The sequence below is a fragment of the Winogradskyella flava genome (genome assembly GCF_014243395.1).
Taxonomy (GTDB): Bacteria; Bacteroidota; Bacteroidia; order Flavobacteriales; family Flavobacteriaceae; genus Winogradskyella; species Winogradskyella flava.
On the sequence record NZ_JACLCP010000006.1, the window covers coordinates 178,607 to 193,774 of the forward strand.

A 15,168-nucleotide genomic window follows, 5' to 3' on the forward strand; every position below is an offset into this window, starting at 1 on the left:
AATATGTTAATAAAAACTATGGTTACCAGTGGATCATAAAATACTTAATCTTCGCTTTTTCTGGGATTTGAATAGGGTCTATGGTCGCATCCATATTAAATCGTAAACTACTCGGTAATTCTTTCTTGTCAATAGTAAAGGATGCATTGATTTCATTCACCGAAACAACAATTGAATTTATCAGATTATCAATTTTAGAAATTTTATAGGCGTCCTTGATATCTTTAAACGTACTTAATTTTGATATGTTTTTTTCGGTTTTGTAACGCTCGTCAATAACACGTACACTAGAGATTACAGATGTAGAATCCAAGGCTTCTTTTGGCGATAAATCCAATAGTTTTTTACCACCTTTTTCAAAAATTTCAATCGTATTCACGGCTCCTGTGAATTCATCTCCAGCAATAAAGCGTACCACAGAATCATTCATGAAAATAGTATCAAGCTCCTTTACTTGTGTTGAATCCGTGAGTAAACCAATATGATGTTTCTCAATTAAAAAAGGATTTGGCTTTGCGTCTTTCGCACAGCTCGTTATTAGTATAGCACAAATGATGAGCGCGAATATAGTAGTCTTCATGATTTAGATTTAGGTTATTTTAGCATTTTAGTCAAAATTCCTAAAACACTACGAATTACGGTAGGACTTGACAATACTTTAACAATTGGGTTTTGACGTGTACTTCTTCTACGAGATGAAGATGTTTTTCTCTTAGACTCCGCTTTTTTAAGTTCCTCTTTCTCTTTTTTTGCTTTTTCTTTAGCTTCTTCTGCCTCAGCTTGGTCTATTTTTTTGTTGAGCATTTCATAAGCACTTTCTCTGTCAACTTCTTCATTGTATTTGCGTACTAATTTAGAATCTGCTAACAAGCTACTTAGCTCACCATCAGTCAGTACATCCATACGGCTCATTGGTGCACGCATCATTGTTGCAGCCAATGGTGTTGGTTTTCCTTTTTCGTTTAGTGCCGAAACAAGTGCTTCACCAATACCTAATGACGTTAATACTTCAGCAGTATCGTAGTATTCTGTATCAGGATAATTTTGTGCAGTCAGCTTAATCGCTTTACGGTCTTTTGCAGTAAACGCTCTAAGTGCATGCTGAACTTTCAAACCCAATTGACTTAACACAGCCTCAGGAACATCCGTTGGGTTTTGAGTGACGAAATATAAGCCAACACCTTTACTTCGGATTAATTTTACAATGCTTTCAATCTGATTTAATAAAGCTTTAGACGCTTCATTAAATATTAAATGCGCTTCATCAATAAACATAATCAATTCTGGTCGTCCACTATCACCTTGTTCTGGGAAAGTAGAATATATTTCAGCCAGTAAACTCAGCATAAATGTTGAAAATAACTTTGGTTTGTCTTGTATATCTGTTAATCTAATGATATTGATATATCCACGACCATTATCATCTACGCGCAGTAAATCTTCCGTCTCAAACGATTTTTCTCCAAAAAACAAATCACCACCTTGTTGCTCAATTTCAACTAATTTTCTTAGAATAGCTCCAGTCGAAGATGATGAAATACGACCATAAGCTTCTTCAAATTCTTTCTTACCCTCACCTGTAGCATATTGTAAAATTTTCTTAAAATCTTTAAGGTCTAATAATGGTAATTTGTTATCATCACAGTATTTGAATATTACTGAAATAATACCAGCTTGTGTTTCGGTAACACCTAAAATTCTAGAAATTAAAACAGGGCCGAACTCACTTATAGTAGCTCTCAAACGCACACCGTCTTGTTCAGACAGTGACATAACTTCTACAGGGAAAGCTTTGGCATCAAAAGATAAGCCTATTTTTTCATGACGTTCGTCAATCTTCGGATGTCCGGGACTTGGTTGAGCTAGACCACTTAAATCTCCTTTGATGTCCATCAGTAATACTGGAACCCCTTTTTCAGATAGATTTTCTGCTAATACCTGTAATGTTTTTGTTTTTCCGGTACCAGTTGCACCAGCAATTAAACCATGTCTATTCATGGTTTTTAAAGGCACATTTACATAAGCATTTTTAATGGTTTTCCCATCTAGCATGGCAGAACCTAAAGTGATATAATCGCCTTTACTGGTATTGCCTTCAGTGATGTGTTTAAAAAATGTTTCAGTTTTACTCATCAGTCAAAAATTTGCATAAAAATAATGTAATTTTAGCCAAGTATAAAATAGAACCTTATGAAGCAGTCACTTTTAGTTTTAAGCCTTATTGTTTTAGTTAGTTTACAATCTTGTAAAGACACTGATTCTCAAATTACTTTTCATAAATCTCACGAAACTAGTCGTGCTAATGTGCCTTTTAGTGATGCTGTTGAAACAGAAGATCTCTTATTTTTAACAGGACAAATAGGAAAGGATCATAAGAAAGGAGAGCTAGTGTCTGGTGGCATTGAAGCTGAAACTAAGCAGGTCATAGAAAATATTAAGGATGTTTTAGAGCATCACAATTTATCCTTGGATAATGTAGTGAAGTGCACTGTGATTTTGAAAGACATTAACGATTTTCAAGCTTTTAATACTGTTTATACGACCTATTTTAAACGGAAACCAGCCAGAACAACTTTTGCTGCGTCTGGATTAGCAGGTGGTGCTAGTATTGAAATTGATGTTATTGCATCAAAATAAGGAGAAACACTTCATGCTTCTAACTTCGTACTTATAACTTTAAGACCTATCTTTGCCAGCTATGACAAGAAGAGAACGACAACAATTAATAGATCAAGGTCATTTACTGCCTTTAATGGAAGAGTTTTATACCATTCAAGGTGAGGGCTATCATAAAGGAACAGCCGCTTATTTTGTAAGAATAGGAGGTTGCGATGTAGGTTGCCATTGGTGTGACGTAAAAGAAAGTTGGTTGCCAGAATTACATCCTGCAACCGAAACAACAAAAATTGTCGATAATGCTATAAAATATAGTGATATCATTGTAGTAACAGGTGGTGAACCCTTAACTTGGGATATGGGACCTTTGACTGAGCAGCTCAAGGCTAAAGGCGTTCAAACACATATTGAAACTTCGGGTGCTTATAAATTGACAGGTCAATGGGATTGGATATGTTTATCACCAAAAAAAATAAAACTACCAACAGAAGAAATTTACGATAAGGCTCATGAGCTTAAATGTATCATTTATAACAAAGACGACTTTAAGTTCGCCGAAGAGCAAGCCGCCAAAGTTAATGATGATTGTATTTTATATCTGCAGCCAGAGTGGAGTAAACGTGATAAAATGATGCCACAGATTGTAGACTATGTCATGACTAATCCTAAGTGGAAAGTATCACTTCAGACGCATAAGTATCTTAATATACCTTAATAAAAAACGCCTTGAGAAATCAAGGCGTTTTGATAGAAAATAGTTTAGTTACTATTTAGTAAACGGTACAGAAATTCTTATTTTATCCCATCCCATGTGCAAATGTGCACCATCGTCTGTAGCCTCAAAAGTCATGGAAAATGCCTCAAGTGATTCGTCTCCCATAGTTACAGGTACAGTCACTCTAGCAACTTCATTAGATTCATCGTAGCCTCTTGTTGCCCAATTGTCAACATCAGAACTTATAATAACGGTCCATTCTTTCTCTCCAGGAATTGTAAATAGTGAGTAAGCACCAGTCGTGATGCTTTTACCTCCAAATTTCATATCTGTTAAAAATTGAATTTGCGTCGCATCATTAGCGCCAGTTCTCCATAGTTTTCCATAAGGCGCAATCTCTTTACCTACTGTTCTTCCTTTTAACTGTGGTCTGCTGTAAAATACTTTAATTAATTTGTCAGAACCTCTATTCGGAAAAGACGCTAAGTCTAATGGGCTTTTATCTAGTCCTGCAAATTTTTGAGCTTCGGCATTAAATGAAAATAGCATCATGAATGCAAATGCCAAGGTTGTGATTAGTCGTGTTGTTTTCATAATAAATAATGTGGTTTTGTTTATCGTAAAATTAAGCTTTGTTACAAGTGTTCGGTCGTAAAGAAATACTAAAATTTACAGATTAAAAGTTAAACTAAGTATTTACGGGTCTAAGATTAAAGTATTTTACAAATAGCTTAATTAAAGTTTTAATTTAAAACTAATAGTGGTGTATATGTTTATTATATAGAAGTTTAGTGTCATATTTGCTTTATAATTAATATAAAAATAAAAGTTATGTGCGGAATAGTATGTGCGTTTGATATAAAACAGAAAGCAGAAGAATTAAGACCACAGGTCTTAGAGATGGCTAAAACCATACGTCATCGTGGACCAGATTGGAGTGGTATTTACAGTGATGATAAAGTGATAATGGCGCATGAGCGTTTGGCTATTGTAGATCCGGCTTCTGGAAAGCAACCTTTATTTAGTGAAGATAAGAAACTGATATTGGCAGCGAATGGAGAAATATATAACCATAGAGAGTTACGTGCACAGTTTCCTGATTATAAATTCCAAACAGAAAGTGATTGTGAGGTTATCTTAGCGCTATATGACGCAAAAGGTCACGACTTCGTGGACGATATGAACGGCATTTTTGGATTTGCCATTTATGATGTAGAGAAAGACGAATACTTCGTAGCTAGAGATCATATGGGAATTATTCCACTTTATATGGGTTGGGATAAACATGGTACCTTTTATGTCGCTTCAGAATTGAAAGCCCTTGAAGGTGTTTGCACTAAGATTGAATTGTTTCCGCCTGGTCACTACATGAGTAGTAAGGACGGAGAATTAGTAAAATGGTATAAACGTGATTGGGAAGATTATGAGGCTGTTAAAGACAACGAAACAAGCATCGCAGAAGTTAAACAAGCATTAGAAGACGCAGTACATAGACAATTAATGAGTGATGTGCCTTATGGCGTGTTGTTGTCTGGCGGACTGGATTCTTCAGTTACTTCCGCCATTGCAAAGAAGTATTCTCAAAGACGAATAGAAGCTGATGATAAGGAGCAAGCATGGTGGCCACAATTACATAGTTTTTCTGTAGGTCTAGAGGGTTCGCCAGATTTGGCTGCTGCTCAGAAAGTCGCTGATCATATTGGTACAATTCACCATGAAATTAAATTTACGATTCAAGAAGGTTTAGATGCTATTAAAGATGTCATTTATAATATTGAAACCTATGATATCACTACGATTCGTTCGTCGACACCAATGTATCTGATGGCTAGAGTTATTAAATCTATGGGTATTAAAATGGTATTATCTGGTGAAGGGGCAGACGAAATCTTTGGAGGCTATTTATATTTTCACAAGGCACCAAATGCTCAAGAGTTTCACGAAGAAACTGTTCGTAAACTGGACAAATTACATATGTATGATTGTCTGCGTGCCAACAAAAGCTTAATGGCTTGGGGAATTGAAGGGCGAGTACCATTTTTAGATAAAGAGTTTATGGATGTGGCGATGCGCATTAACCCAAAGGATAAAATGATCAACGGTGAGCGTATGGAAAAATGGGTGATACGTAAAGCCTTTGAAGATATGTTGCCAGAAAGTGTGGCCTGGAGACAAAAAGAACAATTTAGTGATGGCGTGGGTTATAGTTGGATAGATACCTTAAAAGACATTGTAGAAACTGAAGTTACCGATGAACAATTGGCAAATGCTAAATTTAGATTTCCAATTCAGACACCTCAAAACAAAGAAGAGTACTATTACAGATCCATTTTTGAAAGTCATTTTCCTAGTGATGCTGCGGCATTAAGCGTACCCCAAGAAGCAAGTGTAGCATGCAGTACTGCGACAGCTTTAGAATGGGATGAAGCTTTTAAAAATATGAACGAGCCCTCTGGCAGAGCGATTGCTAATGTGCATGATGATGCCTATTAATCTTTAGATTATAAAGAAATAAAAAGACCAGAGAAGCTTCTGGTCTTTTTTATTTGCATTGTGGTTAGTTTTTGATGATTTTTCTTATAGAATTATAATTGTCTCCGTTTAATCTTAAGAAGTAGACTCCTTTTTCTAAGTGTTGAATTGCTATACGTTTATCACTCTTAAAATTTTGGTTTAGAACTATTTGTCCAGATATAGATATCAACTCAATATTTCTGACTGTATTTTTAGGGTTTTCAATATTGATGAAGTCACTTGACGGATTGGGATAAATACCAATCTCATCCGTTTCAAATTCATTTGTACTTAATAGACCGTTATACGTCAATACAACTTCATTGTTATTTCTGCATTCAACTAAATATTCTGAAAATATACCTCCACCATCTGGATCTAATACAGATTGCGGTAAATTGCACGTTAAGATAGAGCCAGTAGTGGTCGCAATAATGAACTCTTCTCCTACTTGAGGTAGATAATCTGTGGTTATTACTTCAATATCACCATTGAAAATAGCATTTCCTTGAATACCTATATGGTCGTAAGTGATTCCTTGCGTATTTCCTGAAATATCAACCTGAATTACTGCCGTTGTTGATGATGAATATTGGTTAATAAAGTCTAATTGTCCAATGTCATCATTTCCAGCAGATACTTTGCCATTATTCACAAAATTTGCTACTGTATTGGGAAGTCTAATGGTACCGCTATTGCCATAGATAAAACCATCTACTTCATTAGTAAGCGATTGGTCAAACCAAAATTCTGAATTGTTATTGACATGTAAAAGGCCATGATTAGTGGTGATTGCACCTATACGAACATTGATATTAGGTTCTAGTGTGGACATTTCGCCATAATTTTCAAAAATATTATTACCAGTTCCAAAGCGTGAAATTTGAGAATTATTGCCAAAGAAGTATACGTCTCCATCCTCTCTGTTTATGAGATTACAATCGGTACCTATGCGTAAATTGCCATCTTCAAGAAAAGTGACGTTAAAAAAATTCTCAATAGTTGACTGCTCTAGTATGGATGATGGACTATTGCCTGAGATCCTAATGTTTGTAGTGTCATTGAATAGTACGCCACCTCCTCTTATGTTACAACCATCAAAATTAAAGGCACCAACAGGTGTATTATCAATAATCTGAAGATTGCTCTCCACTGGTACATAAATATCGCCTTGCCAATTGATGACGCCATCAATAACACCTGTTAATGTGCCATTTATAGTATTGTTGCCATTAAAGTTAAGTGTGGCATTTGCACCAACATTGTAGATGCCATCTTGATATCGTAACTGGGCAGAACCAAATCCTAATCTAAGCGTTCCTGATAATACTAAAATTTCACCATTTTGATTGAAAAGGTTTGCACCCATAATGGTTTCGTCTGAGGGATTGGGTAGCCAAGCACGAATAAGACCAAAATTATCTAATGCGGACATGGTTCCAGATGCTGAAAATGATGCGCCATCTCCATTAAGAGCTATGACAGCGATATCTGAGTTTTCTAAATGGCTGTTACCTGCCATAACAATAGTACTGTTGGCTTCCAGATTGATAGTATTCTCATTCACCCATTCGGCATCATTAAGCATAAAAATACTGTTGATAACGTTGACTTCAAAATTTGTGGTGAATACCCCCGTTCCATCTAGGTTGGCTAAATTAGCATTCATGCTGCCGCTGCCAGAAAAGTCAAGAGTGGCATCACCATTAAGATTAATTTTAGCGTCCCAATTAATAGTTCCATCGAGTGCTCCTGTGATTGTGCCACTTATATTAGTGGTATTATCGATATGTAATTCTCCATCTGAGGCAATGTTTATCGTTCCAGTATTAAGACTAATTGAAGTGTTGAAAAGTCGAAATGTTCCGTTTTGTACACTAATAAGGTTGTTATTTTCAAACTGTGACCCTATTGTGCTAACTTCAGATATGTCTTGATGTGAAACAACTATCGTTCCATTATTAATAATGTTTGAAGGTCCGCCACCTGGATTGATGATATTTGTACCAGGTTCAGTAAATTGAATAACTCCATTCGTATTATTGGTTATTGTGGCATTCGCATTAATACTAAATTGAGTTCCACTTTGTAAATCAATTGTACCGTTATTAGTTAAATTAATACTACTTATTTGAATAGAGCCAAAAATATTAATAGTCCCATTATTGATTAATGCGTTTGGATTGGTTCCTAATCCTGAAAGGCCTCCGCCATTCCAATTTAATGTTGCGTTTTCTTCAATAGTGCACGTGCTGTCAAAAACTAAATTATTGTTAGTGGTGAGGGAAGATGTTCCTTCTATTATTAGTGAGTTAATATTTATAGCAGAAGGTGCTATAACATCAAATCCATCAGGTATAATAACATCGCCATCCGGCAATGGTACTTCATCTCCGCTCCAATTTTCTGGTGTAGTCCAGCTGTTGCCCGATTCGCCATCAAATGTCTGTGATTGTAATGTAAGTGGGAGAAAAACCAATAATAGTAATAAATGTTTCATAATGTAAATTTTGTGAGTTTCTAAATTTTAATAATAAATGTTAGTTACTTACAAGGGGTTCAGGGATTTGGTGAAAGTAGTTTTGGTGACTGGTTTTAGATTCCTAGATTTTGACATTATCAGAAAATAGAACTAATTAAAGAGAATGTAATAAAGATTTTGAAGAGAAAACCTTAAAATGCATTAAACGATATTGATTTGGCTGAGTACGTGTTTTTTAAAAGCTAGTGGAGTTTTATTTGTAGCTTTTTTAAACGCGGTATAAAATGCAGATTTAGAATTAAAGCCAGCTTCAAGGCCTATTGCAGTAATTGTATATTTTGAAAACTCAGGATTCTTTAAGTAAGCTTTTGCTTGATCCACTCTGTAACTATTTATATAATCACTGAAGTTGGTATTAAGTTCAGTCTTTATAATTCTAGATAAGTGTCCGGAACTAATATTTAGATTAGTGGCAACACTATCTAATGTTAGGTTAGGGTCTAAGTATATCCTATTGATCTTTAATAGTTCTTCAAATGCTAGAACATGTTTGTTTCTTGTAACATCAGTCTTAGGGCTATTCATGGAAGCGCTAGTTTGTAATCTTATATTCTTGCGATCTTCAGCAATTCCGAATTTGTAAATACCTAAATAACCTAGCCAGTATATTGCTACAGACATGCTTATCCATAAGGAGTAAAAAGATATGCCGTAGGCTATATTTTTGTAAACTAGATAGGACCATAGAAACGCTATGATAAGGAGAACAAACAACGTTATCCTTAACCAATTTATTCGGGTGTATATAGTGTTAACATCAAAAGATTTATATCGTTTTTCATAATCAAATGACTTTTTTAATAGGTAAACGAGCATTATGATCGTAAATATATTGGAGAAAATTTCAATGAAATTTAATGTTTTCGCAAAAAAGCTATAAAAGCTTGCATCTTCATAGTTGGTTAAGACACCAACCCTGTAAATGATATTAAGCACTAAGAAAATTAAAAAAGGTAAAAACAGGAGTTTTTCTTTTATTGCTATTTTGTGATTTGGGTATAAAAAAGTTATAACGTAGAAATAATAAATAGGTGGAAATAATGCTGCCAGTGGCAAGTATAAGTACTGATACATTTCCGATAGGGTAACTAAACCGATATCGGGAATAAAATACATAAGGTTGCTCAGCGTAAGACATAGAATAAGAGCCATCAAAAAATAAATACTTCTAGATCTATATTTTTTTGAAAGCAATACAACTATTACAAAGATGAGTCCTTGTATAATTCCTGCTAGTATTAGGCTGTTGTATAAGTTAAAGGTCATTTAATACCAAGGTATTATTTTATTTTCTCATTAAAAATAAAATCAAGAAAAAACCTTCCGAATCAAATAGGGTTGCTATATGATGCTGTTCTTAATAGCTTTGGCATAGGTTAAGCGTCAAGGATTATCAATAGTTTTTTTGAAAAAAGGATTGTTAAGTTACATCATTAGCGTATTATAAAATTTATAAAAGTTTGGCTATTTGAGATTGAAAAACAAGGGAATGAAAATTCAAAATTTCACATTTAAGAGATTTTGAATTTTTATAAGATTTAGAAAATATTAAAAATCATCGAAATCCATTTTAAGATGCTTTTTAGGCGATTTAAGCCGCTTTTAAGTAATTAACAAATGTTGATAATTATCGACTTCAGCCAATAAAAAGCTTTCAAAAGGTGTCTTTAATTCGTATATTTGTTAGTATTCAAAAATGATACAGCAGTGTCATTTTTTTATGCCATAAATCGAACTAAAATCATTTAAAATAATGAGCGAAAAAAGAGAAGAATTTAACAAGGATAATTATTCAGCTGATAGTATTCAGGCACTAGAGGGCATGGAGCATGTTAGAATGCGTCCATCGATGTATATTGGAGATGTCGGTACACGTGGTTTGCACCATTTAGTGTACGAGGTGGTTGATAACTCCATTGATGAAGCTTTAGCTGGTCATTGTGATAATATTACAGTTACTATTAATGAGGATAATTCTATTACTACTGAAGATGATGGTCGTGGTATTCCTGTAGATCTTCATAAAAAAGAAGGCGTTTCTGCACTAGAGGTGGTAATGACTAAAATTGGTGCAGGTGGTAAATTCGATAAAGATTCTTACAAGGTTTCTGGTGGTTTACATGGTGTCGGTGTGAGTTGTGTTAACGCATTATCTGAGCATCTTAAAGCAACCGTTTACAGAAAAGGAAAGGTTTACGAACAAGAGTACGAGCGTGGTAAAGCCATGTATCCAGTAAAAACTACAGGTGATACCGATAAGAGAGGTACAACGGTAACCTTTAAGCCAGACCCAACAATATTTACACAAACTTTAGAATATAGCTATGATACTTTAGCGAGTCGTTTACGGGAATTAGCCTATCTAAATAAAGGCATAACCATCCATTTGATAGATAAACGTCATAAAAAAGAAGATGGTGAATTTGAAGGTGAAACATTCCATTCAGAAGAAGGTCTTAAAGAATTTATCAAGTTCTTGGATGGTAACAGAGAGCCTTTGATGAAAGATGTGATTGCCTTTGAAGGTGAGAAAAATGGTGTCCCTGTTGAGGTGGCTATGGTGTACAACACGTCATATGCAGAGAATTTACATTCTTATGTAAACAATATTAATACTCATGAAGGTGGTACGCACCTTTCTGGTTTTCGTCGTGGATTGACACATACCTTGAAGAAGTATGCAGATGGATCTGGTATGTTAGACAAATTAAAATTTGATATTTCTGGTGATGATTTCCGTGAAGGATTGACTGCAATTGTATCTGTGAAAGTTGCAGAGCCGCAGTTTGAAGGCCAGACGAAAACAAAATTAGGAAACCGTGAGGTTTCTGCATCTGTTTCTCAAGCGGTTTCAGAAATGCTTACGGATTACCTAGAAGAGAATCCGGATGATGCCAAGACGATTGTACAAAAAGTGATTTTGGCAGCACAAGCACGTCATGCAGCTCAAAAAGCTCGTGAAATGGTGCAGCGCAAAACGGTTATGAGTATTGGAGGATTGCCAGGGAAATTGAGTGATTGTTCTGAGCAAGATCCTGCGAAATGTGAAGTATTCTTAGTTGAGGGTGACTCTGCAGGTGGAACGGCAAAGCAAGGAAGAGATAGAGCGTTCCAGGCTATATTGCCATTAAGAGGTAAGATTCTTAATGTTGAAAAAGCCATGCAGCATAAAGTGTTTGAGAACGAAGAGATAAAAAATATATTTACAGCACTTGGTGTAACGATTGGCACAGAGGAAGATCCAAGAGCTCTGAATCTCTCGAAATTAAGATACCATAAAGTAGTCATTATGTGTGATGCCGATATTGATGGTAGTCATATTGCGACATTAATCTTAACGTTCTTTTTCAGATATATGAAAGAATTGGTGGAGAATGGTCACATATACATTGCAACACCACCTTTATATTTGGTTAAGAAAGGTGCGAAAAAACAATATGCTTGGTCTGATAAAGAGCGCGATGAAATTATTGAGGGCTATGGAGATGGTGCAAAAATTCAACGTTACAAAGGTCTTGGTGAAATGAATGCTGAGCAACTTTGGGACACAACCATGAATCCTGAGTTTAGAACGATGCGTTTAGTACAAATCGATAATGGAGCAGAAGCAGACCGTATTTTCTCAATGCTAATGGGAGATGAAGTTCCTCCACGTAGAGAATTTATCGAGAAGAATGCTATTTACGCCAATATTGACGCATAATAAATAATCCAACTAGAAAACTAGTAAAGCACCCAATTCGGGTGCTTTTTTTGTGCTTTAAAACAATATTTTACTCGATAAAAAGTAAATAATACCGTTAAAATACATTTTATTGATTCTTTTTTTATAGATTTATCCCATCTTAATTTAGTGTACTATGAAAAAAATAATAGTTTTATTTGCATTTATTACAAGTATGCAATTATCTAATGCACAGGAGCTTGAAACAATTTTATTAGCTTCTGATGATGCCAGTCTTTTAACAGAAAATTATTTAAGACCGGCAATGGTAGGGTTAATGTACAGTATGAATGGTGGTTGGGCAACAACTGCTAAAGTTCATAAAAAGTTTGGGTTCGATGTTACCATTGGATTTAATGGGTCTTTAGTTCCCGATAAGTCACAGGCTTTTGATTTTGTACCTAGCGACTATACTTTTTTAAGTTTGCCTAATGGTGAAAGCGAACTGCAAACTGTGATGAGCGAAAATGATGCTGAAACCACAGTTGATATATCTATTCCTGTTGGAGATGGTACGTTTAAGGTAGCAAGTTTTGATATGCCAGGGGGAATAACTGAAGATTTACCAGTTAATGCAGTTCCTGCGCCAACTGTTCAAGTAGGGTTTGGATTACCATTTAAAACTGATATAAAAGCTAGGTTCGTTCCTAATTTAAATTTTGATGATGATATAGAAGCTAATTTAATAGGTATTGGTTTACAGCATGATTTGACACAGTATTTTGGACCTATGGATAAACTGCCGCTTAGCATATCTGTATTAGGGGCCTTTACTAACATGAAAGTAGCTTATGCCATCAACGATGAAAATGCTAGTGACGATGTTTCGGTAACAAATGGAGAAGCAGAGTTTAAGATGAATACATGGACAATACAAGCTTTGGCCTCTTTAGATTTAAAAATAATTACGTTTTATGGTAGCGTGGGATATAACAATGGTAAAACCACCGCCAAGATGAAAGGTGACTATACATTAACGTATGATGTCGAAGATAGTTCAGGGAATCAAATAGGAACAGTCAATGAAACCATTTCCAATCCAATTAATTTAGATTTTGAAGCTAATGGAATGCGAGCTACTTTGGGTACTCGTTTAAATCTGGGACCTTTTAAGATTTTTGGAGATTATACATTTCAAGAATATAATACCGCAACATTAGGTATAGCCCTTAGCTTTAGGTAAGTAAATAATATCGTTCAACGATGAAGAGTAACCTTAAACAGGTTGCTCTTTTTTATTTTTAATACTATGACCTAAGTCATGGAATTTCGCGCTTAAAGCCTTAATTTTGTATTCAAATTTTTAATAACGCTTAAAATATAAAAACATGAAAGTAACAGTAGTTGGCGCAGGTGCAGTTGGTGCAAGTTGCGCAGAATATATTGCCATTAAGAACTTCGCTTCTGAAGTAGTTTTATTAGACATCAAGGAAGGTTACGCAGAAGGTAAAGCCATGGATCTTATGCAAACTGCATCATTAAATGGATTCGATACAAAAATTACAGGAAGCACTAACGATTATTCTAAAACAGCTAATAGTGATATTTGCGTAATTACTTCGGGTATTCCTCGAAAACCAGGTATGACGCGTGAAGAATTAATTGGTATCAATGCCGGCATAGTTAAAACTGTTTCTTCAAGTTTGGTAGAGCATTCGCCAAATACAATTCTTATCGTTGTAAGTAATCCTATGGATACAATGACGTATTTGACACATAAAACTACGGATTTACCTAAGCATAGAATTATAGGAATGGGAGGCGCTTTGGATTCTGCTCGTTTCAAGTATAGATTAGCTGAAGCTCTTGACGCTCCAATAAGTGATGTTGACGGAATGGTAATAGGAGGGCATAGTGATAAAGGTATGGTGCCATTAACATCACACGCAACGAGAAACAGTATCAACGTTTCTGAGTTTATATCAGAAGAACGTTTAAATCAAGTAAAAGAAGATACGAAAGTTGGTGGAGCAACACTAACTAAATTATTAGGTACTTCGGCTTGGTATGCACCTGGCGCTGCAGTTAGTGGGCTAGTACAAGCTATTGCTTGTGACCAAAAGAAAATGTTCCCTTGCTCTACGTTACTGGATGGAGAATACGGGCTAAGTGACCTTTGTATTGGTGTACCAGTAATTTTAGGTAAGAATGGTATCGAAAAGATTGTAGATGTGCCTTTAAGTGATGCAGAAAAGGCGCATTTAGCTGAAAGTGCAGAAGGTGTTAAAAAGACTAATGGACTTTTAGAACTTTAGATATTACAATGTAACTAATATAATGAATAAAGACTGTAGAGATACAGTCTTTATTTTTTCTATATTTGCCGAATGAAAACCAAACTACATTTTGGTGTTTTAATTATCCTGTTTACCTTTTTAGCAAGGTATGTAGATACTGCTGTTTCTCCAAATCAGCAGATTGTTGTTCAGTTTTCAAACACAGAAATCTCTGAAGTAGAAGCACAAGACGCTATTACTCGAATTCAAACAAAGCTTGATGAGGTTGGCGCGGAAGATATTCAGATTGGCCAAGACCAAGATGGGCAATTAAAGATTACATACTATAGTAATACTGATATAGCGCAAATTCAGCATATACTTTCGGATCAAGAATTAAGATTCACATTTAGTACTAACGGAAGTGATTCAGATAAATTTCCAAACGAAGAAAACTCTAAGGATTATAGGCTTAGTATTTCAGAAATTCAGCAAGACAATAATTCTGCTAACTGGGATTTCGAAAGTGTAGAAATTGTACAACTCAATAATAAAAGTGACAGATTTAGTAATCTGAAAGTTAGCAATTCTGGTGGTCACATTAATCAAGAACTGATTGAAAGGTTAATAAAAGTCGCTCTTAAGAATGTCACTAATTCAGGAGCTGAATTAGCTGGACCATCATGTAAGATTCCAGAAGTTCGAGCTGGACCAATCATATCCTTGGGTGTATTAATCTGAAATAATTCCCGAAACTTTTCAAGCTAGCTTTTTCATTCAGTCAAAAAGCAAAAAAATCTAATAACAATATCATAAACAATTGTCAGGTTATAGCGTAAAT

Annotated in this window: 12 protein-coding genes; 7 read left to right on the plus strand and 5 right to left on the minus strand. The window is 35.1% G+C overall.

What is annotated here, in order from left to right:
• Positions 1-22 precede the first annotated feature (22 nt).
• Together H7F21_RS16305 and H7F21_RS16310 are read right to left on the minus strand one after the other, a co-directional pair.
• Positions 23-580 carry a hypothetical protein gene (locus tag H7F21_RS16305; protein ID WP_185790375.1) on the minus strand — a complete coding sequence of 186 codons (558 nt, stop codon included), beginning with the start codon at positions 578-580 and terminating at the stop codon, positions 23-25.
• A gap of 14 nt (positions 581-594) precedes the next feature.
• A complete protein-coding gene (locus tag H7F21_RS16310) occupies positions 595-2,133 on the minus strand; it encodes a helicase HerA-like domain-containing protein (protein WP_185790376.1) in 1,539 nt (512 codons plus the stop codon).
• 57 nt (positions 2,134-2,190) lie between these two features.
• Here H7F21_RS16310 and H7F21_RS16315 point away from each other — a divergent pair, with 57 nt between their 5' ends.
• Together H7F21_RS16315 and H7F21_RS16320 are read left to right on the plus strand one after the other, a co-directional pair.
• Complete coding sequence (locus tag H7F21_RS16315) at positions 2,191-2,637, plus strand: RidA family protein (protein WP_185790377.1); 447 nt, start codon at positions 2,191-2,193, stop codon at positions 2,635-2,637.
• A gap of 61 nt (positions 2,638-2,698) precedes the next feature.
• Positions 2,699-3,331 (plus strand): 7-carboxy-7-deazaguanine synthase QueE, encoded by a 633-nt coding sequence (locus H7F21_RS16320; protein WP_185790378.1) that lies wholly within the window; start codon positions 2,699-2,701, stop codon positions 3,329-3,331.
• Positions 3,332-3,382: 51 nt separating this feature from the next.
• Here H7F21_RS16320 and H7F21_RS16325 read toward each other — a convergent pair whose 3' ends face one another.
• A complete protein-coding gene (locus H7F21_RS16325) occupies positions 3,383-3,925 on the minus strand; it encodes a DUF2911 domain-containing protein (RefSeq protein ID WP_185790379.1) in 543 nt (180 codons plus the stop codon).
• A gap of 237 nt (positions 3,926-4,162) precedes the next feature.
• On the opposite strand from H7F21_RS16325, the gene asnB reads away from it, so the two are divergent.
• Positions 4,163-5,824 carry an asparagine synthase B gene (asnB, locus tag H7F21_RS16330; protein ID WP_185790380.1) on the plus strand — a complete coding sequence of 554 codons (1,662 nt, stop codon included), beginning with the start codon at positions 4,163-4,165 and terminating at the stop codon, positions 5,822-5,824.
• A gap of 64 nt (positions 5,825-5,888) precedes the next feature.
• Here the strand turns inward: asnB and H7F21_RS16335 are convergent, their stop codons facing one another.
• On the minus strand, positions 5,889-8,345 hold the full coding sequence (locus H7F21_RS16335) for a T9SS type A sorting domain-containing protein (RefSeq protein ID WP_185790381.1): 2,457 nt from the start codon (positions 8,343-8,345) through the stop codon (positions 5,889-5,891).
• 183 nt (positions 8,346-8,528) lie between these two features.
• On the minus strand, positions 8,529-9,008 hold the full coding sequence (locus tag H7F21_RS16340) for a helix-turn-helix domain-containing protein (RefSeq protein ID WP_185790382.1): 480 nt from the start codon (positions 9,006-9,008) through the stop codon (positions 8,529-8,531).
• A 1,132-nt stretch (positions 9,009-10,140) separates the two neighbouring features.
• On the opposite strand from H7F21_RS16340, the gene gyrB reads away from it, so the two are divergent.
• From gyrB to H7F21_RS16360, 4 genes are all read left to right on the plus strand, one after another.
• Positions 10,141-12,090, plus strand: a complete 1,950-nt coding sequence (gene gyrB / locus H7F21_RS16345; RefSeq protein ID WP_185790383.1) for a DNA topoisomerase (ATP-hydrolyzing) subunit B — start codon at positions 10,141-10,143, stop codon at positions 12,088-12,090.
• A 157-nt stretch (positions 12,091-12,247) separates the two neighbouring features.
• Positions 12,248-13,294 (plus strand): DUF6588 family protein, encoded by a 1,047-nt coding sequence (locus H7F21_RS16350; RefSeq protein WP_185790384.1) that lies wholly within the window; start codon positions 12,248-12,250, stop codon positions 13,292-13,294.
• 145 nt (positions 13,295-13,439) lie between these two features.
• Positions 13,440-14,366, plus strand: a complete 927-nt coding sequence (mdh, locus tag H7F21_RS16355; protein ID WP_185790385.1) for a malate dehydrogenase — start codon at positions 13,440-13,442, stop codon at positions 14,364-14,366.
• A gap of 72 nt (positions 14,367-14,438) precedes the next feature.
• Positions 14,439-15,068: a hypothetical protein gene (locus H7F21_RS16360; protein ID WP_185790386.1), complete on the plus strand. Its 630-nt coding sequence runs from the start codon at positions 14,439-14,441 to the stop codon at positions 15,066-15,068.
• The last annotated feature ends 100 nt before the right edge of the window (positions 15,069-15,168 follow it).